Consider the following 22,201-nt stretch of genomic DNA (forward strand, 5'->3'; position numbering starts at 1 on the left):
GGACGTTCAGTGGCAGCAGATGGTCCTGTGCGAGCGACCACGGCTTCGGCTCGGCGCCCGGGGCGTCCGCCCGTGCCGCTGGAGCGCATCGTCTCCACCGCACTGCAGATCGTGGACGATGAAGGGGCCGACGCCCTCTCGATGCGGACGCTGGCCCAGCGTCTGGGGTCGGGCACGGCGACGCTGTACCGGCACTTCGACAACCGGGCAGCGCTGGTCGCCCACGTCGTGGACCGCATGTTCGGCGCCGTGGAACTGAAGGGCGACGAACTCCTCGCGATGGGCTGGCAGCAAGCGCTGCGGACGGTCGCGCACACCATGTTCGAGGCCCTGGTCCGGCACCGGAACGCGGCGCGCCTGATGGTCGAGGAGATTCCCCTGGGGCCGAACGCCATGGCGTTGCGGGAGCACTGTGTCGCGGCGCTGCTCGACAGCGGCTTCCCGCCGCGACTGGCCGCGCACGCCTTCGCCACCTTCTCCCGCTACGTCCTCGGATTCGCCATACAGGTCAACGGTCATGGCGGCGGCAGGCAACCCGACGACGCACAACTGTCCGCCGTCTTTCAGAGCGTCGATCCAGCCTTGTTCCCGGCGACGGCCACCGTCGCCGGGTCGATGCCCGTTCCGATCGAGGACGAGTTCTCCTTCGGACTCGAACTCCTTCTCAGCGGGCTTGCCCACCTGCGCGACGACGCCTGACCAGCCAGGACGATGCGAACCTGAGGCGCCCGCCTACGGAGTCATCTCGGTCGGCATGGAGCGTCGCGGCTGCTGGTGCTGCCCCCGCGAGGAAAGCCGTCTGCCCCGGGCACTCGACGTCGCAGTGCCCGGGGCAGACGAGTTGAACAGCCGCTCGTGAGGGCGCGTGGCCATCGCGCCGACGAGGACGGGGTGTCGTGCGCGTCGGCACGCGGTTCATGCGTGGGGGCCGCCCGCGGTATGTCAGGCGGGAGAGCCCGCGGGCCTGATGCCGCGCAGCAGCCGCTCCCCGGACTCGCGTAGCTGGTCCTTGACCTCGTCGAGGCCGGATGCGAGCAGGACATGATCGCGTTTGCGCCAGGTGCCGGCGACCATCACGGCTTCGATGTTGGCGATGTCGGCGTGCAGGACCGTGCCGACCGGGTCGTGCGCCGGCCACAGGTTGAGCGCCCGGGCGTCGACGGCGACCAGGTCGGCCTGCATGCCCGCCTCGATCCGGCCCACCTTGTCCGCCAGGCCCAGTGCCTTCGCTCCTTCGACCGTGGCCCAGGCAAGCGCTTGCTTGCCGGTGACGGACGGTGTGTCGGCGTACATGCCGGTCGTCTGCCGGTGGTGGGCGTGGTCCAGGCTGCGCTGGTGGGCCAGGGCGATCCGGGCGGCGGTGAGGACCGTGCCGGGTACGGCGGTGTCGATGTCGGTGCCCAGAGAGGGTGTCGCGTCCAGGCTCAGCAGGGATCCGGTGATGGGGGTGCCGTGTCCCTGGCCCAGTTCGTTCTCCGGGGTGGTGGTGAAGGTGACGCCCGCCTCGACCAGCGTCTTCAGCCAGTCCTCGGGCAGGCCGGCTCCGTGCACGACGTTGGTCAGGGGGCTGAACAGCCTGGCGTCGCGCACGGCTTCCCAGCCGGGTGAGGGTTCGCCGCCGCTCTGGTGCATCGAGACGACGAGGCCGCGTTCCGCGCCGGCTCGGAAGTCGGCCACCGCGGTCTCGGCGGAGGAGTACTGCGGCCCCTGGAGGGCCATGCCCAGGGTGAGGAGGCCGTGGTCGCGGACGGGGCCGTCGAGCAGCCGGTCGATCTCGGCGAGCGGGTGGGGTGTGTCCGGCGAGCGGTAGGGCGTGCCGTGCAGGAAGACCGCGCGGATCCCGGCCTGGACCAGTCCCTCCACGGCCGCGTCGGCGTGCTCGGGCGACAGGGCGTTGTGACACCAGTCACCGACGGTGGTGGTACCGCAGTTGAGCTGGTTCAGGGCGCCGGCGAGATTGCTGATGTGCATGTCGGCCGGGGTGTAGTGCCCTACGCATGCGCCGTGCAGGTGGGTGAGGTACTCCATCAGCGTCCAGTCGGCGCCCGCGGAGCGCAGCGCGGTCTGCCAGGTGTGCAGATGGGCGTTGACCAGGCCGGGGATGATGACGCGGCCGGAGAAGTCGACGACCTCGGCGTCGGGCGCCTCGACGGTTTCGCCGACGGCGGCGATGGTCTCGCCGTCGACGAGGATGCCGACACGCTCGGCGTCCGGCCGGTCCGGCGTCATCGTGATGACCTGCGCCCCGCGCAGCAGTACGCGGCTCATACGGTGGCGCCCGAACCGGGGGAGGTGGGGCTCGGCTGGGACATGGTGCGGCTCCTTGCCTGCGGCGTCAATGCCCGCACGGCGGCTTGTGTGGGGTTGAGGAAATCCCGAGTGGCGATGTGCCCGATGTAGCCGTCGGGACGGATCAGCAGCAGCGTGTCGCCGGTCAGGCCGTAGGCACTCCGCAGCGTGTTCTCGAGGTCGGAGAAGGCGCGGCCGTCGCCCGCGGCCGATCCGACGGTGAGCCGCTTCAGCCGGGCGCCCGTCGTCGGCCAGTCGAGGAGTTCGAGGTCCCGGGCGGCGCCCGGGCCGTAGGCGATGGCGGTGAAGTGCGGTCCCTGGAAGAGATGGAACAGGCGGGTCTCGGCGCCGTCGGCGCCGAGCAGTCGGGCGTCCGGGGCGCGGTCGCCCACGTGCAGCGTGCTGGTGCCGCCACTGTCGCCGTCGGCGGGGGCGAGCGGGCCGCCGTAGTAGGTCAGGGCGAGCTGCTGCTCGTCCTTGCCGCGCTTCATGCTGGAGGGGTCGAGCTTGGCGAGGCCGCCCCACTTCTCCGTGGACAGTCCCAGGACCCCGGCGGCGATCGGCTGCCGCTCGGCCTCGTAGGTGCCCAGCAGGGCCGGGTCGGCTCCGGCGAGGACCTGGCCGAGCTTCCAGCCGAGGTTGTAGCCGTCCTGCATACCGGTGTTCAAGCCCTGGGCACCGGCCGGGGTGTGGACGTGCGCGGCGTCGCCCACGAGGAAGACACGTCCGCGGCCGTAGTGCTTCGCAAGACGGATGTTGGGCCGGAACACGGACTTCCAGTGGATCTCGTGCAGCTGGATGTGCCGGTTGCGGGTGTGGGAGTGGATCCGGTCGATGAGGGCGCCGATCTCCCGGGGCGGCTTCTCGTCGGGCGTGAGCCGGATCATCCACTGGAACATGTCGCTGTCGGGCAGCGGGCAGGCGCCGATGAGCTTGCCGCCGAGGCCGGGCCACATGTGCCACCGGTTGCGGGCCAGGCCGCTCACGGAGGCATCCACGATCAGCACGCGGTCGGCCTCGTCCGTCGTCCCGGCGAAACCGATGTCGAGCTGCCCCCGCACCGCACTGGAGCCGCCGTCGGCCCCCACGGCATAGCGGGCGACGATCTCCTCGACCCCGTCCGCGCCCACCACCTTGGCGACCACCGTGTCCTCGTCCTGCGTCAGCTCGGTCAGTTCCTTGCCGAACTCGACCTCGCCGCCGAGCTCACCGAGCCGGGCGTGCAGGGCGCGGTCCGTGCGGAACTGCGGGATCAGCCAGGTGTTCGGGTACGGGACGTCCGGGGTTGCCTCTTTGTGGGGGAACATCTTCCACGGCACACCGATGGGTCCTGCATGGATCCCGAGCTTGGGATAGATGTCGCCGCCGACCAGCACGTCGTCGAGAGCGCCGAGGTCTTCGAGGACTTCGAGGCTGCGGGGCTGGATGCCCTTGGCGCGCGAGCCGTCGAAAGCGTGGGGGGACCTGTCGACGATCCGGACGTCGAGTCCGCGGCGTACGAGGTCGATCGCCAGGGCGGAGCCCGAGGGGCCGGCACCGATGATCAGGACGTCGACGGCCTGCGGACTGTTCATGAGTCGAGCCTTTCGGTGCGTGCGGAGACGAACGGGACGAGCTGGTCGGCGACGTCGCGAGGCCGTTCGAATGGGGCCATGTGCCCGCATTTGTCGATCACATGATGTTGCTGAGGCGTCAGCAGGGCGCGCGCTGTGTCGAAGTGCGCCGACGGCGTGACGTCGTCCTCGTCGCCCCACAGCAGCAGCGTCGGAATGCCCAGCGCCCCCGTCCGCCGGAAGAGGTCGTCACGGCCGGTCAGAGGCAGGTGCTGCAGGGTGTCGAAGACCGCGTACAGCGAGCCCTCGAAGCGGAGGGAGCCGAGGACCATCTCGGTCAGTTTCGCGCCGGGCTCGGGGTCGCGGACGTTGTGCCCGAGGTGCCCCTGGAGCAGCTGAAGGCCGCGACGGCGGGCGACCACTCCGGCCAGCAGATCGCTGCGCAGCAGCCGGTCGGGGGAGGCCAACCGCGGTTTCGCGAGACCGGCGGGGCCGACGATGGTGAGAGTGGACACCGACGAGCGGTACTGGGCGGCGTACGTCATGCCGACCAGCGCGCCCATGGAGGTGCCGACCAGGTGCAGGGGCCGCGCCGTCAGGCCGAGCCGGTCCGTCAGCTCGGCCAACTGCCGCGTGAACAGCGTCTCGTCGTATCGCGCCTGTACCCGGTCGGAGTAGCCGCGGCCGTAGGCGCTGCAGGTCAGAGTGCGCAGCCCGCGGGCGTGCAGCTCGTTGACGAGGCCGTCCCAGTAGAACAGCGGGATGGTCAGACCGCCCGCCATCAGGACCACATCCCCGTCCTCGGGCCCCGTCAGCTCGTAGTGGGTGACGCCGTCGGACAGCTCGACGAAACTGCCGCGCAGTGCCCCCCGCGAGTCGGCGGTGAGCTTGCGGTCCTCGCCCGAGGCGACGAAGTACTTCATGGCACGGGCCTCCTTGTCCTCAGCTCGTGGGGGTGTCGGCGCAGGAGCCGAGGAACGTCGCGATCGCCTCCGCGACCCACTGCGGTTCCTCCTCCGGCAGCAGATGTCCGCCGTGGGGGTGGACGAGCTCCTGGGCGCCGGGGATGTCGCGGGTGAAGTGCTGGCCGTCGATGCTCGCGCTGCGCAGCACCAGCGTGGGCACCGTGATGCGGGGGATCTGCGCGCTGCGGTCCGGCTGGTCGGTGTTGCAGAGGTCGACGAAGGCCGAGCGGTTACCGGGGCGGCTCATGAGCTGGTGGGCGCGGTCCACCATGGCGTCGTCCACGATCCGCGAGCGCGGCCCGACGGCGTCACGCAGGTTGCGTTCGAGTGCCCCGCGCGGCATCACCCGCCTCAGCAGGGGGCGCACCAGCGGGTTGCGGGTCAGGCGCATCCCCGCGGGCACCGTCTTCTCCGGGTAGCCGGTGGCATTGACCAGCACCAGGCCGGTCAGCCGCTCCGGATGATCCAGTGCGACGTTCCAGGCGATGTTGCCGCCCAGGGAATTGCCGGCCGACGCGTAGCGCGGCACGCCCAGCGCCTCCACGAAGCCCGCCACCGTCGCCGCGTACGCCGGGATGCGGTAGTCGCGGTCCTCGCGTGGGCCCGTCAGTCCGAACGCCGGCAGGTCGGGACGGATGACATCGAACGAATCCGACAGCAGATCCGTCGCGCGGTCGAAGTGCTGCAGGGATGAGGCACTGCCGTGCAGCAGCACGAGTGCCGGGCCGTGCCCAGCGCGCTTGTAGTGGATCCGCAGGCCGTCCACCTCGACGAACCGGGAGTCGGGCTGGGGCTCAGACCAGGTACTCATAATGGCTACACTGTTACCGATATGGTGGTCGTGTCAAGAGGAAGCCCCCGCGGGTCACGGCCACGGTGCTCTTGAGCGAGGAGATGGATCGGTTGGAGCGCCGCGCGCCGGTCGTCCGCCGGTCCCACCGGACCGGCTCGTCGCCATGGCGCTGCGGATCGTGGACGCGGAGGGCGCGGAGGGAGCGGAGGCCCTGTCGATGAGGGCCCTGGCCGAGCGCCTGGGCTCGAGTACGGCGACGCTGTACCGGCATTTCGGCAACCGGGCAGGGCTCGTGACGCAGGTCGTGGACCACATGTTCGGCCTCGTCGAGCCGGACGACCGGGAGCTGGCTCGGCGAGCCGGCAGCAGTCTCTGAGGACGGTGGCACACGCCATGTCCCGCGCCTTGGGTCGGCACGGGAACGCCGCCCGGCTGCCGGCCGAGCAGATTCCCGTCGGCCCCAACGCGTTGGCGCTGCGGGAGCGCTGTGTCGCAGTCCTGCTCAAGGCGGGATTCGAGGCCTCACTGCCACGCGCGCGTATGTGACGCCGGCTCGCTACGTGTTCGGCCTGGCGGTACAGCTCAACTTCGGCCTGGCGGTACAGCTCAACGATGAGATCGCCGCCGTGTGCGTGATCAGCCCGCTGACCGTACGTACCCACGTTCAACGGGCGCGCGTCGGACTGGGGGGATCACCGCCGAGCCGACGGTCCAGCGTGGTTCGGCGATCCGCCCGGCGGCCGCGCCCAGCTGCGGCCTGGCGCGGGGGTCGGTCGTCCGCAGGGCGTCGGCGACCTCGGCGACCATCGGCGACGCGGCGGGCCGGCTGTTGTTAGGCTGCGCCCCCGGTTGTTGTTAAATGTGCAACAAACGTGCACATCATGGCTAGGAGAGGGCGACCGAGGGATGGTCCTCGATGACGCATCCGCGGAGTTCCACGAATTCTTCGAACGCCACTATGCCGAGCTCGCCCGTCTGGCACACCTCCTGACCGGCGAGACCGACGCGGCGGACGACCTCGCGGCCGATGCCCTGGTCGCCCTGTGGCAGCGCTGGGACCGGTTGCGGCAGGCCGACCACCCGCTCGCCTACGCCCGCGGGGTGGTGGCCAACCTGGCGCGGGGACGGATCCGCAGCAAGGTGCGGGAGCGACGCCGGATCACGTTGTTCTGGTCCCGCAGCCCCGAGAAGGTGGAGGGACCGGACCTGGCGGCCGTGCTGGACGTCCGCGCGGCGCTCGCCCGGCTGCCGTTCCGCAAGCGCGCCTGCGTGGTGCTGCGACACGCCTTCGACCTGTCGGAGAAGGACACGGCGGCGGCGCTGGGCATATCGGTCGGAACGGTGAAGAGCCAGACCTCGAAGGGAATGGCCGAGCTGGAAAGGATACTGGGCGCACGAGCGGCCGGGGATCTGGTGCCAGGAAGGAGGAACCGGTGAACGAGGAGATCGACCGTCGGCTGCGCGAGGCCGCCGAGGCCCACCGGCCCGACCGCGCGCGGATGCTGGCCCGGGTGGAACGCGGCATGGCCGGCCCCGTCGTCCGTCACCGCGCACGGCCGTTCGCGAGGTCCGGGGCCAGGGTCGCCCTCGCCGGGCTCGCCGCCACCGGGATCCTGGCGACCGGCGGCCTCGCCGTCGCCGCCATCGTCGCCACCTCGTCGCCGTCGCCGTCGCCGTCGCCGTCGCCCACCGTGACCACGCCCGCCACCCCGTCCCCGACCGTCAGCTCCCCGCGTCCGACATCGGCCCGCCCCACCCCTGTCGCGCCGGCCCCGGCCACCACCCCGGGCAGCGTGCGCCCGACTCCGTCGGCCACCAGTCCGTCGCCTACCGCCGGCGAGAGCCAGAACGGGCCGCTGTGGTCGGCCGGTTCGGTGGATCCGCAGAGCACCGTCTACTGGACGCAGAGCAACCTCGCCCTCAGGACGACCCAGCCGCTCACCTCGCTCACGGTCGAGGTCCGGATCGTGCAGACCGGCGGGGTGAAGAACACCGGCACCTGGCAGACCCTGCCGAGCGGTGACTTCACCGTCACCGTTCAGGAGGCCGGCGGCACGCTGGTCTACCGCTGGGTCCTCAAGCCGGGCCTGACCGTGCCGGCCGGGAGCCATGAGTTCGCCGCGCAGTTCAACAACGGCTCCGGCGACCGCAGTGCCACGGGCGACGGCTACCGCGTCGACGCGCAGGGTTCGGACGGTTCCGCGTCGGTCCGGGGAGGGTTCGTCCCAACCCGGTGAACGCCGCTGTGCGTCAAGGGGACGAGTCCCCTTGACGCACAGCCCCTTGCCGCACAGGTCGATGGTCGAGCAGACGCAGAGGCCAGGGCCGTGGGCGGCGTTGCTCCCCTCGGCGCAGGTGGCGTCCATGGTGGTAGGCAGGTCGCCGTGGAACTGGGTGGGGATGGTGGCGACGGCGGAGAACATTCTTCCCAGATCGCGGCAACCTGTGTGGGCGTGGCGGCGACTGGAAGGCATCCGGGGCCGGATCAGGGCCCGCTGCCAGAAGGACATGTCGTTGTCAGATCAGAACCGCTCTCATCGCCGCCGTCCGGCGACCCGTCGCGTGATCGCCGCCTCCGTGGTTCTCGCCGCCGCGGGTGCCGCCGTACCACTGGTCGCCCTGGCCGCACGCACGCCGGAGGCCTCCGCACCGGCCACGGCCGCCGACGCGGCGGCCGGCAGCGGCCGTTACTTCGGCACGGCGGTGGCCGCGGGCAGGCTCGGCGACACCACGTACTCCGCCCTTCTCGACCGGGAATTCAAGATGATCACCCCGGAGAACGAGATGAAGTGGGACGCCATCGAACCCTCCCGCGGGAAGTTCACCTTCGCCGCCGCCGACTCGATCGTCAGCCACGCCTCCGCGCACGGGCAGCGCCTGCGCGGCCACACCCTGGTCTGGCACTCCCAACTGCCCGACTGGGTCAAGTCCATCACCGACGCGGGCACCCTGCGCACGGTGATGAAGAACCACATCACCCAGACGATGACCCACTACAAGGGCAAGATCTACGCCTGGGACGTGGTCAACGAGGCCTTTGCCGACGGCGGCAGCGGCCAACACCGCAGCTCCGTGTTCCAGGACCTACTCGGCAACGGCTTCATCGAGGAGGCCTTCCGCACAGCCCGGAACACCGACCCCTCCGCCAAGCTCTGCTACAACGACTACAACATCGAGAACTGGTCCGACGCCAAGACCCAGGGCGTCTACAAGATGGTCAAGGACTTCAAGTCCCGCGGTGTGCCCATCGACTGCGTCGGCCTCCAGAGCCACTTCGGCGCAGGCGGCCCGCCGGCCGGCTTCCAGACCACCCTGTCCAACTTCGCCGCGCTCGGCGTGGACGTCCAGATCACCGAGCTCGACATCGCCCAGGCGTCCGCCACCGCGTACAGCAACGCCGTCCAGGCGTGCGTGAACGTCGCTCGCTGCACGGGCATCACGGTGTGGGGCATCCGCGACAGCGACTCCTGGCGCACCGGTGAGAACGCTCTGCTGTTCGACGCGGCCGGCAACAAGAAGCCCGCCTACAGCGCGGTGCTCACCGCCCTGGGCAGTACCGGCAGCGGCGGAAGCGGCAGTACGCAGGCCGGGGGCATCACCTCCGGCTCGGTCTACACGCTCTCCAACGCGGCCTCCGGACGTGTTCTCGACGAGCCCGCAGGACAGAACGACAACGGCACCCCGCTCCAGGTGTGGGACGCCAGCGGCGCCGCCAACCAGCAGTGGCGGGCCAACCGGAACAGCGACGGCTCCTACACCCTGACCAACATCGCCAGCGGCCGGGTACTGGACGAGCCGGCAGGCCGCACGGCCAACGGGACGAGGATGACGGTCTGGGACGCCAACGGAGGCGCCCACCAGCACTGGAAGGCCCGCCGGAACAGCGACGGCTCCTACACGCTCACCAACGTCGCCAGCGGCCGGGCGCTGGAGACCCCCGGCGGTCGGACCGCCAACGGCACTCCCGTCCAGATCTGGGACACCAACGGAGGCGGCAACCAACGCTGGAACTTCCAGCCGACCACGGCGCCGAAGAGCGACACGACCACGGCGCCGAAGAGCGACACGACCACGGCGCCGAAGAGTGACACGACCACGGCGCCGAAGAGTGACACGTGTGCTCTTCCGTCGACGTACCGGTGGACCTCGACGGGCGCGCTGGCGCAGCCGGCGAACGGGTGGGCCTCGCTGAAGGACTTCACCAACGTGACCTACAACGGCAAGCATTTGGTCTATGGGTCGAACTACTCGGGATCGGCCTACGGCTCGATGGCGTTCAGCCCCTTCACGAACTGGTCGGACATGGCTTCGGCCCGCCAGACCGGCATGAGCCAGAAGACGGTGGCGCCCACGCTGTTCTACTTCGCGCCCAAGAAGATCTGGGTGCTGGCGTACCAGTGGGGTCCGTCGCCCTTCAGCTACCGCACCTCCAGCGACCCCACCAACCCCGACGGCTGGTCCGCGCCGCAGCCGCTGTTCACCGGCAGCATCCCCCGCACCGACTCCCCGACCGGGCCGATCGACCAGACCCTGATCGCCGACGACAAGAACATCCACCTGTTCTTCGCCGGTGACAACGGCAAGATCTACAAGTCGAGCATGCCGATCGGGAACTTCCCCGGCAGCTTCGGCTCCTCGTACACGACGGTCATGAGTGACACGGTGAAGAACCTGTTCGAGGCACCGCAGGTCTACAAGGTCAAGGGCCGGAACCAGTACCTCATGATCGTCGAGGCCCGCGGTGCGAGCGAGCAGCGCTACTTCCGCTCCTTCACCGCCACCAGCCTGAACGGTCCGTGGACCCCGCAGGCCGCCACCGAGGCCAACCCCTTCGCCGGCAAGGCCAACAGCGGAGCCACCTGGACCAACGACATCAGCCACGGCGACCTGGTCCGCACCAACCCCGATCAGACCATGACCATCGACCCCTGCAACCTGCAGTTCCTCTACCAGGGCAAGTCGCCCAACACACCGCCGAACACCTCCTACGACAACCTGCCGTACCGGCCGGGCATCCTCACCCTGAAGCGCTGACCCGCCTGATCGACACTCACCACAGAGAGGAACCCCAGCCGTGCATCGGCTGGGGTTCCTCTCTTTTGCGGGCCCGACAAGGTCGACCGTCGCCGACGCGGGCGTCAGCTGACGGCTGACGGCTGACGATCGAGTATCGAGTACGGAGGCAGCGTCTCTGTGGCTGCCGTACCCCGAAGTTGCGGCCGGAGCCGAGGGCGCCGCGTGCAGATAGCCGGCTGGGGCGCGCCGGTCGGCATCGTTCACGACGTACCGGTGAAGCGAACTGGCGGCCCACGTCCGTGTGAGGTCCCTCAAACACAGTGCAGGGGCCGCAGGCGCACGGCCTGCGACCCCTGCTTGGGCGCTTGGGTCAGGACGGGTCGCCGTACTGGAGGCCGCGTCCGTTGGTGCCGATGTAGACGCGTCCGTAGGTGTCGGGGTCGCCGGTGATGACGCCGAGGCTGCCGATGGCGCCCCACTGGTGGGCGTCGTCGTTGATGCGGAGCCAGGTGGCGCCCTTGTCGGTGGAGCGGAAGACTCCGGTGACGTTGTCGACGGTGCCGAGCAGGTAGAGGGCCTGGTAGTCGGTGCCCGTCTTGGCCTTGCCGAAGCCGAGGGCGGAGGCGGACTTCACCGTGGTGAGCGTGGTGAAGGTGCGGCCGCCGTCGGTGGAGTGCAGCAGTCCCTTGTCACTGCCGGCGATCCACAGGTCTCCGGCGATGCCGGGGACGGCGGTGAGCCGGCCGGAGGGCAGGCTGGTGGCGCGGGCGGTGAAGGTCGCGCCGCCGTCGGTGCTGGCGAAGAGCTTGCCGCCAGACAGGGAGTAGAAGGTCTTGGCTGTGGAGCGGTCGGCGACGACCACGGCGTCGGTGCCCAGGCCGCTGACCTTGGACCAGCTCGCTCCGTTGTCGGTCGAGCGGTAGGGGGCCTGGCCTGCTTGGGTCCACACGATGGTGGAGCCGTCCGCGGCGAGCGCGATGCGGCCGCTGCTCGCGTCGGCGACCGGTTCTGCCTTGAAGGCGTTCCAGGTGCTGCCGCCGTCGGTGGAGTAGCCGCCGTCGCCCGTGTCGCCCGTGCCGACGCGGACCATCACCGAGGGCTTGGACTGGGCGAAGTCGATGTCGGTGCTGTTGTTCATCAGCGGGCTCTTCAGCCGCCCGGCGGGCACCTCGGTCAGGGAGTCGTGGCGGAAGCCGCCCTGGTCGCCCATGGAGGTGATGACGGTGGCGCCGCCGGGCGGGGCGATCGCGTCCATCAGCGAGGTCTCCTCCAGCCCGCGGGCCCCGGAGACCCAGTGGCTGGTGCCGCCGCTGTCGGAGGCGTTGGCGTCCTTGCTGCGCCAGATGGCGTTGCCGGTGCCGTACAGCACGTGCCCGGAGTCGAAGGGATCGATGGCCAGGGCGGTCATCCAGTGCCCGGTGTGGGTGCCGACGTACGGAGCGCCGGAGGCGTTCCGGGTCGACTTGTCGGCCAGGGCCTTCCAGGTCGTGCCGCCGTCGGTGGTGCGGTAGATCTCGTCCTCGGGCCACCACCGGTCGAGGGTGGTGACCATCACCGTGGAGGGCTTCTGCGGGTCGACGGACAGACCGGAGAACCCGTAACCGCCCTGGGAGGGGGAGATGTTCTTCCACGCGCCGCTGGACGGCGTGTACTTCCACACCGAGCCCGCCGTCGCGTCCATGGGGCCGATGCTGTTGCTGTAGGACAGGTACAGCGACCCGTCACCGGAGATCACACCGTGGTGCGGCATCTGGCCGGTGGGCTGCCCGGAAACGGCCTGCCAGCTGCTGCCGCCGTCGGTGGAGCGGTACAGGGAGGTGGACTTGTCGTTGACACCGACGTAGACCGTGTTGCTGCCGGCCTTGCCGTACGTCACGAACGAGATGCCCGCGCCGCTGCCCGCCCCGTCCTTGACCGGGAACGAGGAGACCTGCTTCCAGGTCGCGCCGTGGTCGGTGCTGCGCCACAGGCCGTTCTTGCGGGTGCCCAGCAGCAGGGTGCTGTTGTCCGCGGGGTCGACCACGAGCCGTTCGCCCGTGCCACGGCCGGGTTCGTTGGCGCCCAGCTTGAACGGCAGATCGGTGCGCTGGAAGGTGCGGCCCTGGTCGGTGGAGCGCAGGATCGCGCCGTTGCCCGCCCACTCGTTGGTGTAGGTGCCCGTCCCGAGGTAGAGCCGCTTGGGGTCGACGGGGTCGGTGGCCAGCGAGTCGATGCCCAGCAGGTTCCAGTCCTTCTCACCGAGCCAGTCGGTCAGCGGGATCCACTGCTCGGCCCCGGTGTCCCAGCGGTAGGCGCCACCCATGTCGGTACGCGCGTACAGCAGACCCCTCTCCTTCTGGTTGAACACCAGACCGGTGACGTAACCGCCACCCACCACCTGGGCGTTCTTCCACACATACGGCCCGGCCGCGGCCGTCGTCTGCTCCCCGCCGGCCCTGGACGCCTGGGCCTCGGCGACCTTCACCAGCTTCCACTGCTGGTTGGTGCCGCCGTGGCCCGGATACTGGATGACCGCCGCGCCCTGGGCCGTGGAACCCCCGGAGACATCCAGGGCCTGACCGCTCCTGCGGGAGGTGAGGGTGACGGCCTCGGAACCGCTCACCTCGTCGACCTTCCACTCCTGGGAGGTCGCGGAGCTGTCGGTCTGCTGCTCGGCGGCGGCCGCCCGATCGGTGGAATTGCCTGCTATGCCCAGCACCTTGCCGCTGTTGCGGTTCACCAGCTCGAAGTACCCGTCCCCGACGGGCTTCAGCTTCCACTGCTGGTTGGCGGTGTTCTGGTCGGTCCACTGCTGGATACGGGTGCCGTCGGCAGTGGAGAAACCGTTGACGTCCAGGACCTTGCCGCTGCGCACCGAGACCAGCCGGTAGTAGGCGCCTGAGTCGATCGTCGCGGCCTGTGAGTCCTCCTGCGCGAACAGGAGATACGGCACGACGAGAGCGGGGGCGCCGAGCAGCAGACCGGTCGCGGTCCAGCGACGGCGATGACGCCCGCGGCGCCCGCCGTTCGTGGGGTTGTCCATGAGGGAGAGGTTCTCCTTGCACGCTGTTCATCGGAGGAAATCCGGATCCCGGGCCACCGGAACTGACCGGATCCGCTCTCTTGTTGTCACAGGCCCCGCAAAGGGTTGCCGCGAACCGGAGAAACTTTCAGGGCACTTCGTGGTGCGGCGGCAGTGGATCAGCGTCTGGGCAGGCGGATGCCGCGCACGAGAACCTCGATGCGCGTCGCGACGGCCCGGTCGAACGCGAGGGGAAGGGGGAAGGAGAGCCACTGTGACAAGGGCGGCTGCGATGGCGAGGGGGTGAGGCCGGCTCCGGCGGGGTTTCTGCGGTTCCCGCTGGTCATACAGTGCCCGGTTCCGTGCGGGCGACGGACCGTGGCGGCCGCGGTGGCGCCGTCCACTCCGGCGGCGATCAGGGCAGCGGTGGCCGCGCCGGTGCCGTTTCGGCCCAGAACCCGGCGTTGACGGTCCCGCATCATCATCGGGGCCAGGAAGCTGGAGTAGGCCGGGCGACCGCGAGCAGGGATCGGCCCTGCCGAGCGTCACGCCGGGATCGGGAGGGCCGGCGACAGCGGAGGTGTCGGAGTCTCTGTCTCACCACTCGTATCACCACCCGTCCCCGTCCCCGTCCCCGTCCCCGTGTCCTTGTCCGTCACGTCCGGCACCTCGACCTCGGGTGCACCGGTGGAGACGGTGACGGAGACCGCCTCGCCCTTGGCGATGCTCCCTTCCTGCGGGCTCTGTTCGCAGACGTGGCCCTTCGGTTGGTCGGCGCAAGGCTCCCACCTGTCGACGGTGACGGTGAGGTCGACGTTTTCCGCCGCACTCCGGGCCGCCCCCAGGGTCTGGCCCACAAGGTCGGGTACACCAACCATGCCGTCGCCGGCCGTACCACGCCCGAACATGAACCAGCCCAGCACCAGTGCCAGGACCACGACCGCCACGCCAGCCATGATCAGCAGAGCGCTTCCTCGATGATGGCCGCTCTCCTCCTGCTCGGCATCGTCGTACGGGAAGTCGGTCTGTCCCGGGGGAAGTTCGGCGCCCGAGACCAGGAGCCCCGTACCGAGGTACGCCTCGATGTCGGCGAGCATGTGCTCCGCGGACTCGTAGCGGCAGGCGGGGTCCTTCTCCAGGGCCCGCAGGACGATCGCGTCCACCTGCGGGCTGACCTCGGGGTTGAAGAGGCTCGGTGGGCGCGGGGTCTCCTGGATGTGCTGGTAGATCACCGCCATCGGGGTCTCACCGGTGAACGGCGTGCGGAAGGTCAGCAGTTCGTACAGCAGGCAGCCGGTGGAGTACAGGTCGGAACGGGCGTCGATCTCCTGCCCCATCGCCTGTTCCGGCGCGAGGTACGGGGCGGTTCCGATCACGGCGGACGTCTGCGTCGTGCCCGCGTCCCGCGCGTCCCGGGCGATCCCGAAGTCCATGACCTTGACCTCTCCGGCCCAGGTCAGCATGACGTTGGCCGGCTTGATGTCCCGGTGCACGATGGGAGGAAGCGTCGAGAGCCGGCTGGGGCGGCGCTCGGCGGACCCGGCGAGGCGGCCCCAACTGGCTCCAGCTCCAGGAGGATTGGGTGGTTCACGGGGTGAGGACGAGGCGGATCGGGTTGCCGGTCTTCTTCTCCAGCCGGGTGACGGCGTCGGCCGCCTCGGCCAGGGGGATGTGATCGGTGATGGAAGGCACCAGGTCGAGCCTGCCGGTGGCGGCCAGGCGGATGAGCTGGGTCACGTGTTCGGGTTGGGAGCCGTAGTGACCGCGGATCTGGTTGGCGCGGTAGCTGAACGATGTGCTGTCGGTGACGGTGAGCGGTTCCGGGGTGAGGCCGGCCAGGACCAGGACACCGCCGGCGCCCAGGACCGCGGCAGCCTGCTCGCGGACCGCGGGGAAACCCGCGAAGTCGAAGGCGACGTCGAGGCCACGGCCACCGGTGGCCAGGCCCACGGCTTCGGTGAATCCCGGGTCGGCGGGGTCGAGTGCGATGTCGGCGCCGAAGGCGAGGGCCCGATCGCGGGCCTCCGGCATCGGGTCGACGGCGATGACGGGCGCGGCTCCGGCCAGGCGGGCGAGCCGGATGCCGTGGGCGCCCAGGCCGCCGGCGCCCCAGATGCCGACGCACTGCGCCGGCCGGACCGCCCCGGTCTGGATGATCGCGGCATACGGGGTGGAGACCGCGTCGGGGATGATGGCGGCCTGGTCGAAGGGCAGGTGGTCGGGGAGGGGGGCGAGGGTGTCCTCCCGGGCGAGGGCGTACTCGGCCCAGCCGCCGTCGTAGTCGACGCCGCGGGTGAGCGGCCGTGGACAGGGGGAGCGGCGCATGCAGTCGGCGCATGCTCCGCACGGCTGGCCGGCCTGCAGGGCGACCCGCATGCCGGGGGCCCAGTCGCCCATCAGGCCCGGGCCCAGGGTGTGGATGACGCCCGCGACCTCGTGGCCGAGGGTGACCGCGGCCGAACGGGTCACCGCCTCGACGGGGAAGGAAGGCGTGAGGCCGCCGTCGATCAGGTGGACGTCGGACAGGCACACTCCGGCGGCCCTGACCTGGATCAGCACCTCTCCGGGACCGGGGACGGGAACGGGGACCTCTTCGACCGCGAAGGTGCGGGTGTCCAGGTGGAGACGTCCGGCCAGCATGGTGGTGGACATGATCGGAACCTCGGTTCTCTGGGTGAAGGGCGGATCTCTGCGAAGGGCGTGGGCCGGGTTCGTGGAGAACCCGGCCCGCAAGCGGCGGGCGACCGTTGACCGGCGTCACCGTCGGCCGGTGTTCGTGTCCTCGGATCGCAGCAGGGTGTTGAGGTTGGCCATGGAGGTGCGCATGCCGGCGCGCATGGCGGGCTGCTGTATGGAGTCGAGGAGCAGGCCCAAGGGGCCGAGGCCGATGGTGTATTCGACCTGGTAGAGCATCTCGGTGGCCTCCCGGCCGTCGGAGGTCTGGACCGGGCGGAACTCGAAGGTGTTGGTGAGGTCCTGGAGGGGGGCGAATCCGGTGCCGGTGTCGACGCGGCGCTTGAGGGGTTCGATCTCCTGGACGGTCCAGAGGGAGTCGGTCTTGAGCGGGCCGAGGGTGCGGTTGCGCTCGGCGTAGGTCTTGCCGACGGTGGCGAGGCCGTGGTGGTCGGTGACCTCGATGGCTCCGGCGACCCACTCGGCGTAGCGGTCGGTGCGGGAGATGACGTCCCAGACCCGCCCGAGGGGGGCGTTGATGACGGCGGTCTCGGCGACGACGAAACGGTTCATGACAGGGTTCCCTTGCTTGTCGGTACTTCTTGCGCTCAGTTCTGGTGGAGGAGTTCGGTGGCGGTGGTCCGGCCGGAGCGGACGGCGCCGTCCATGTAGCCGTTCCAGTAGGGGGAGAACTCGGCGCCTGCCCAGTGCACGCGGTGGTGGGGGCGTGCCATCCAGTGGCCGTAGTCGGTGAGGACGCCGGGGGCGGCGACGGAGGTGGGGCCGCCCTGGGTCCACTGCTCGGCGGTCCAGTCCTGCTCGACGTAGTCGACGGTGTCGAAGGCGCGGTCCCCGACGACCTGGGCGAAGCAGCGCAGGACGGCGCCGCGGCGTTCGGCGGCGGGGCGGTGGGCCCACTTGCGCCATTCCCGGCCGCCGAGGAAGCCCATCAGGACGCCGGGTCCGCCGTCGGGCGGGGTGTTGTCGAACATCTCGCGGATGGGGGAGCCGCCGCGCAGCAGGCCCATGCCGGAGAGCCCGTCCTCGCGCCAGAACGGCTTGTCGTAGACGGCGACGCACTTCATGAGGGTGCCGAACGGCAGCCGCTGGAAGAGCTGGTCCTGCTGGGCGGGCAGCAGCGGGTCCCACATGATCCGTGAGGCCACCAGCGGCGGTACGGCGACGATCACTCGGTCGGCCCGCCAGTCGCCGGCGTCGGAGACCACGGTGACACCGGTGGAGTCCTGGCTGACGCGTCGCACCGGCGCCGACAGGTGGACGCGGCCGTCGAGTTCTTCGGCGAGGCGCTGGGCGACGAGCTGTGAGCCGCCGACGAAGCGGCTGTCCTGGGCGCCGCCGGTGGTTCCGGTGCCGCGCTCCATGGTGCCGGGGTGGGTCTCGTTGCCGAAGGTGGAGACGTACCAGAGGCTGAACAGGGCGGAGGCGTCACGGGCCTCGCCGCCGTAGGCGGAGTTCAGGAACAGGTTGATCATGTCGACGGCGTCGCCGGTGATCTCGGCCTTGCGCAGCCAGGTCTCGTAGGTCATGCCGTCCAGCTCACGGGCGTTCGGGGCCTTCCAGGGGGCGGCCGGATCCACCTTGCCCGCCGCCTGCCCGATACGCGCCAGAGCGATCCCCATGTCCGGCAGGGCGAGCAGGTCCGGCGGGGTGTGCCCCGTGAACCGCTTGGCCCTGCCGTCGTTGACGTAGACGGTCTCGCCGGGAACGGCGGCCTGGTAGGTGGCCACGCCGACCTCCTCGGCCAGCGCCAGGATGTGGTCCTGGGTGGGGCCCACGAACTGCCCGCCGACCTCCGTCACCTGACCGTCGCCGAGATCGTGGTTGAGCAGCCGCCCACCCACCCGGTCCCGCGCCTCCAGCACGGCCACCGACCTCCCCGCCGCGACAAGCTCCCGCGCCGCGGTCAGACCGGCCAGCCCCGCACCGACCACCACCACATCCACCCTGCGCACGTGCCGCGCCATGGCGACGTCCCTGTCCTGCGTATCGGTCATGATCTTTCCTTTGGTCAGCGATGTGAGGTATTGGTTCAGCGGCCGTGACCGGCCACGAGCAGCGGCGTCCGGCTGTCGGTCAGCCGGCCCAGACGTCCTCGACGTACGTGCCGGACTCCGTCATGGCGGTCAGCCAGGCCGCGGCCTCGTCGGCGCCTGCTCCGGTGTGTTCGCGGTACACGGCCTGGAGGGCTGCGCGTACGCCGGGGGCCATGCGGCGCCCGTCGCCGCACACGTACACCCGTCCTCCGGCCTGCAGGACCGACCAGACCTCGGCGCTCTCCTTGGCGATGCGGTCCTGGACGAAACGGGCGCCGTCCTCCGGGGCGTGGCTGAAGACGGGGCGCAGACTGACGGCTCCGGCGTCCTCGGCCGCCTGGAGTTCGTCGCGGTGGAGGAAGTCGACATCGGGGTGGTCGCAGCCGAAGTAGCACAGCAGTGTCCCGGTCGCCTTGCCGTGCAGTCGGTCGAGGACGGCACCGCGGAAGGGTGCCACCCCGGTGCCCGCGCTGATCAGGATCACGGGGGTGGCCGGGTCCTGCGGCAGGCGGAAGGCTTCGCTGCAGGGGAGCACCCGCGCCTGGAGGGTGTCGCCCGCGCCGACCGTCTGCAGGTAGTGGGAGGCGATGCCGTGGAAGGTGCCCTCGCCGCCGCGGTGAGGGGCTTTGAGGAGCGACACCATCAGGTCCACTTCGCCGGGCGCGGCCGCGGCGGACGAGGAGATCGAGTAGTGCCGTGGCCGCAGCACGGGCAGCAGTTCCAGGAAGTGCTCGAACGGCAGCTCGCAGGCCCGGTAGCGCTCCAGCAGGGCCAGGAGGCTGCATCCGGCGTCGGTGACCTGCTCGCGGAAGACGTCGGGCTTCGCCTCGGCGAGTTCCGCGAGGGGGCGGTGCTCGGGCGGGCAGGCGGTGTGCTCGGCGAGTACGGCGACCTGCTCCTGGGTCGCGGTGTCCTGCAGCTCCACGAAGTCCGTGAGCAGTTGACGCAGGGTCAGCGGGCGGTCGACGGGCAGGGCGTTGCGGCTGCGGCGGCGTGCTTTCAGCCGTACGGTGCGGTCCAGGTCGAGGCCGAAGCGGTCGGCGACCCGCTGCACGAGGGCGGCCGAGTTGCGTGGAAGCACCGCGAGGTGGTCGCCGGTGCGGTAGGTGACGCCGTCGGGCAGCCGCAGCCGGATGAAGCGCTTGGAGCGGCCGAGCGGGTGGTCCATGTCGACCATTTCGTAGGCGTCCAGCACCTCCATGGGCTGCACGCCGTGCCGTGCCGCGAGCGGGCCGGTGACCGACTCCGTGGCGTCCTGCAGCTCGTACAGCCCCTGGTCGGCGTCGGCTTCGCCGCTCTGTCCGGTCGGTTCGGCGCCGGCCTGCACCGGGCTCCCGTACTTCTCCAGCAGGGTGTTCCACAGGTCGCCGGTCCACCGGTCGACGGTGCCGGCGAAGTCCCCCGCGGCGTCGGCGGCGCCCCGCTCCTGCAGGGGCGTCGCACCGGCGGCGGCGAGCCGCTCGTCGATGAGCGTCGGGATGCGCTGGTAGGTGGCGGCCCAGTTGCGGTCGCCGACGCCGAGAACCGCGTACTCGACGCCGTCGAGCGAGCCGGGCCGCAACTCCTCCAGCCATGACACGAAACGGGCGGCGTCGTCGGTGGGCCTGCCGTTGTAGGAGGCGGCGACGATCACCACCGGGCCGCCGGTGCCGGTGAGTTCGCCCGCGGCGTCGTCGAGGGAGCGGACGGCGGTGGCGAAGCCGTGCTCGTCGCCGTCCACGGCGAGGTCGGCGGCGATGCCGGAGCAGGTCCCGAGATTCGAGCCGTGCAGCACGGTCAGTGTCGTACCGGCCGCACGCCGGGCGGCGGGCCGCGCCTGTTCGGCGGGTGCGCTGACGGCGGCGGCGGCGGTGGGCAGGCGGCGCTCGCCGCTGTCGCGCCGGGCCAGGTTCAGGGTGAAGTCGTCGGGCTTGAGGGTGAGGGACTGCTTGATCTTGAGCTGGTAGTCGGTGTGGTCGATCAGGCGGAACCGGTGTACCAGCAGGGCGAGGACGAGCGTCGCCTCGTGCAGCGCGAACTGGCGGCCGATGCAGGCCCTTTCGCCGCTGCCGAACGGCTTGAACAGGTGGACCGGGCGTGCGGCCTCCCTCTCGGCCGAGAACCGCTCCGGGTCGAACAGTTCGACGTTGTCCCCCCAGGCGGGATCCCGGTGGAGCTGCGGGATCAGCACCATCAGCGACTCGCCCTGGCGCACGGCGTACTTGCCCGCGATGACCGTGTCGGCGAGGGGCTCGACCGCGTATGCCGGCGCCGTGGGCCACAGCCGCAGACTCTCGCTGAGGATCTGGCGGACGTAGGTGAGTTTGCCGATGTCCGTGTACTGGGGGTCGGGGTCGGCCGCGTCGCCCCACAGGGCGTCCACTTCGGCCTGGGCGCGGGCCAGTACCTCGGGGTGCTTGGTCAGGTAGTACAGCGCGAACGACAGCAGGCCACTGGTGGTCTCGTGACCGGCGATGAGGAAGGTGATCGCCTGGTAGCGGATGTTGATGTCGTCCAGCGGCTCACCGCTCACCTCGTCGCGGGTGTGCAGCATCCGCCCCAGCAGGTCGTCGGTGCTCTGGTCGCCGTCCGCCCTCCGCTGTCGGATCACATCGTCGACCAGGTCCTTCATCAGGGTGACGTCCTTGCGGAACTGCTCCGCCTTCTTCCACTGGAACAACTCGGCCCCGGGGATGGACTCGCCCTTGGCCTGGGCGAAGTCCAGTGCCCTCGCGAGTGCCGTGATGAAGGGGTGCGGCTCGTCGCGGCGGAAGGATTCGAAGTCGTAGCCGAAGCCGCACAGCCCGATCGTGTCGAAGGTCAGCCGGGTCATGTCGGCGGCCACGTCCACCGGAAGCTCCCCGGCCGCCCGGTCCCACTTGGTGATCAGCTCCCGGGCGACCTTGAGCATCGTCGCGTGGTAGCCCCGCATCGCACCCAGGGAGAACGCCGGCATCAGGACGTCGTGCGCCTTGCGCCAGTTGGGCTCGTCGCCGTAGGCCGTGAACAGCCCGTCCCCGCCGATCTCCCGGAGGATCACGAGATCGGGGTGGACGTTCTTGCGGAAGCGGGTCTCGTCCGCCAGTTCGGAGACGAGGTCGAGGCCGGAGACGAAGTTGATCTCGGTGCCGAAGATCCGGAGCTTGAACAGCGGCCCCAGCTCCTTGGCCTCCTTCATGACATAGGCGAGGCCCTCGGCTCCGCCGGGGACGTCGAGCGCATGGCCGATCAGGGGAAGAGCCGGGCGCTCGGGGATCCGCGCGGTTCCGGAAAGAGGCGCGTTGGACATGAGCATGCCTTTCGGTCACGGGCTGTGCAGCGATGGGCGTCAACCTATCGCAGACTTTATCGACTGACAATGTCGTACGACTGGATTGTGGGACGTGGTCGCGTGATGGAGTTGTGTGGAGCCTTGGCGCAGGGCTTTCCGTCCCGGCTGGAAGCCTCAGGCCGGCGAGGGACAGCGACGCGAGGAGCGCGTCGGCCTGGCACACGGTGATGCGGAGTCCCGACTCCACGGTGCTCGGTGGGAGACGGTGAAGATCCCGCTGACGTCCCCAGGGCGGCCTCGGAGAGGGGATGGGCATGCTCAGTCGCACTCCGTCATCGAAGCCGGAACGCACGGCAGTCCGGCGGCGGATGCACGGAGGGATGCACGGAGGGCCCGCCGCGTGCCGGCACTGGGTCCGACCGTGACGTGGGGAGAGCCGGAGACCGCTGACCAGACGTCCGCCGGCTCCTCCCGTCCACCGCTGATCCGCTCGAACACCCGGGTGACCGACGCACACGCCGTATCGCGGTCCGTTCGGTCGCCGGGCCGGGCGTCACGGCCGGGAGAGCTCGTGGGTGACGCACGTCCGCACGGCCCGTACGAGCTC

At 70.4% G+C, this 22,201-nt stretch carries 17 protein-coding genes; 6 read left to right on the plus strand and 11 right to left on the minus strand.

What is annotated here, in order from left to right:
- The first annotated feature begins 72 nt into the window (after window positions 1-72).
- The gene (locus tag P8T65_RS26910) at window positions 73-699 is read left to right on the plus strand and encodes a TetR/AcrR family transcriptional regulator (RefSeq protein WP_316727800.1); all 627 of its coding nucleotides are present in this window, start codon (window positions 73-75) and stop codon (window positions 697-699) included.
- 243 nt (window positions 700-942) lie between these two features.
- Here P8T65_RS26910 and P8T65_RS26915 read toward each other — a convergent pair whose 3' ends face one another.
- From P8T65_RS26915 to P8T65_RS26930, 4 genes are read right to left on the minus strand one after another with little or no spacing between them, the layout of a single operon-like run.
- Complete coding sequence (locus P8T65_RS26915) at window positions 943-2,268, minus strand: amidohydrolase family protein (RefSeq protein WP_316727801.1); 1,326 nt, start codon at window positions 2,266-2,268, stop codon at window positions 943-945.
- Window positions 2,265-3,863, minus strand: coding sequence for an FAD-dependent oxidoreductase (locus P8T65_RS26920; protein WP_316727802.1), 1,599 nt, complete (start codon window positions 3,861-3,863; stop codon window positions 2,265-2,267). Before P8T65_RS26920 ends, P8T65_RS26915 begins: the two co-directional genes overlap by 4 nt.
- Window positions 3,860-4,765: an alpha/beta hydrolase gene (locus tag P8T65_RS26925; RefSeq protein ID WP_316727803.1), complete on the minus strand. Its 906-nt coding sequence runs from the start codon at window positions 4,763-4,765 to the stop codon at window positions 3,860-3,862. Before P8T65_RS26925 ends, P8T65_RS26920 begins: the two co-directional genes overlap by 4 nt.
- A gap of 19 nt (window positions 4,766-4,784) precedes the next feature.
- A complete protein-coding gene (locus P8T65_RS26930; RefSeq protein WP_316727805.1) occupies window positions 4,785-5,618 on the minus strand; it encodes an alpha/beta hydrolase in 834 nt (277 codons plus the stop codon).
- A gap of 145 nt (window positions 5,619-5,763) precedes the next feature.
- On the opposite strand from P8T65_RS26930, the gene P8T65_RS26935 reads away from it, so the two are divergent.
- From P8T65_RS26935 to P8T65_RS26955, 5 genes are all read left to right on the plus strand, one after another.
- Complete coding sequence (locus P8T65_RS26935) at window positions 5,764-5,976, plus strand: helix-turn-helix domain-containing protein (protein ID WP_316727806.1); 213 nt, start codon at window positions 5,764-5,766, stop codon at window positions 5,974-5,976.
- A gap of 17 nt (window positions 5,977-5,993) precedes the next feature.
- Window positions 5,994-6,146: a hypothetical protein gene (locus P8T65_RS26940; RefSeq protein WP_316727807.1), complete on the plus strand. Its 153-nt coding sequence runs from the start codon at window positions 5,994-5,996 to the stop codon at window positions 6,144-6,146.
- A 360-nt stretch (window positions 6,147-6,506) separates the two neighbouring features.
- Window positions 6,507-7,037: a SigE family RNA polymerase sigma factor gene (locus P8T65_RS26945; RefSeq protein WP_316727808.1), complete on the plus strand. Its 531-nt coding sequence runs from the start codon at window positions 6,507-6,509 to the stop codon at window positions 7,035-7,037.
- Entirely contained in the window at window positions 7,034-7,837 is an 804-nt protein-coding gene (locus P8T65_RS26950; protein ID WP_316727809.1) for a hypothetical protein, read from the plus strand. The genes P8T65_RS26945 and P8T65_RS26950 overlap by 4 nt, the downstream gene beginning before the upstream one ends.
- Before the next feature lie 271 nt (window positions 7,838-8,108).
- Complete coding sequence (locus P8T65_RS26955) at window positions 8,109-10,634, plus strand: non-reducing end alpha-L-arabinofuranosidase family hydrolase (protein ID WP_316727810.1); 2,526 nt, start codon at window positions 8,109-8,111, stop codon at window positions 10,632-10,634.
- A 352-nt stretch (window positions 10,635-10,986) separates the two neighbouring features.
- On the opposite strand, the gene P8T65_RS26960 is transcribed toward P8T65_RS26955, so the two are convergent.
- From P8T65_RS26960 to P8T65_RS26990, 7 genes are all read right to left on the minus strand, one after another.
- Entirely contained in the window at window positions 10,987-13,638 is a 2,652-nt protein-coding gene (locus P8T65_RS26960; protein WP_316724177.1) for an RICIN domain-containing protein, read from the minus strand.
- Window positions 13,639-13,796: 158 nt separating this feature from the next.
- Window positions 13,797-14,102, minus strand: coding sequence for a hypothetical protein (locus tag P8T65_RS26965; protein WP_316727811.1), 306 nt, complete (start codon window positions 14,100-14,102; stop codon window positions 13,797-13,799).
- A 60-nt stretch (window positions 14,103-14,162) separates the two neighbouring features.
- Entirely contained in the window at window positions 14,163-15,110 is a 948-nt protein-coding gene (locus tag P8T65_RS26970) for a protein kinase domain-containing protein (protein WP_316727812.1), read from the minus strand.
- A gap of 94 nt (window positions 15,111-15,204) precedes the next feature.
- The gene (locus tag P8T65_RS26975; RefSeq protein ID WP_316727813.1) at window positions 15,205-16,269 is read right to left on the minus strand and encodes a zinc-binding dehydrogenase; all 1,065 of its coding nucleotides are present in this window, start codon (window positions 16,267-16,269) and stop codon (window positions 15,205-15,207) included.
- A gap of 105 nt (window positions 16,270-16,374) precedes the next feature.
- Window positions 16,375-16,863 (minus strand): SRPBCC family protein, encoded by a 489-nt coding sequence (locus P8T65_RS26980; protein ID WP_316727814.1) that lies wholly within the window; start codon window positions 16,861-16,863, stop codon window positions 16,375-16,377.
- 35 nt (window positions 16,864-16,898) lie between these two features.
- Window positions 16,899-18,305: an FAD-dependent oxidoreductase gene (locus tag P8T65_RS26985; RefSeq protein ID WP_316727815.1), complete on the minus strand. Its 1,407-nt coding sequence runs from the start codon at window positions 18,303-18,305 to the stop codon at window positions 16,899-16,901.
- 79 nt (window positions 18,306-18,384) lie between these two features.
- Complete coding sequence (locus P8T65_RS26990) at window positions 18,385-21,612, minus strand: cytochrome P450 (RefSeq protein WP_316727816.1); 3,228 nt, start codon at window positions 21,610-21,612, stop codon at window positions 18,385-18,387.
- Window positions 21,613-22,201: the final 589 nt, after the last annotated feature.

It is taken from the genome of Streptomyces sp. 11x1 (genome assembly GCF_032598905.1).
In the GTDB taxonomy this organism is placed as follows: domain Bacteria; phylum Actinomycetota; class Actinomycetes; order Streptomycetales; family Streptomycetaceae; genus Streptomyces.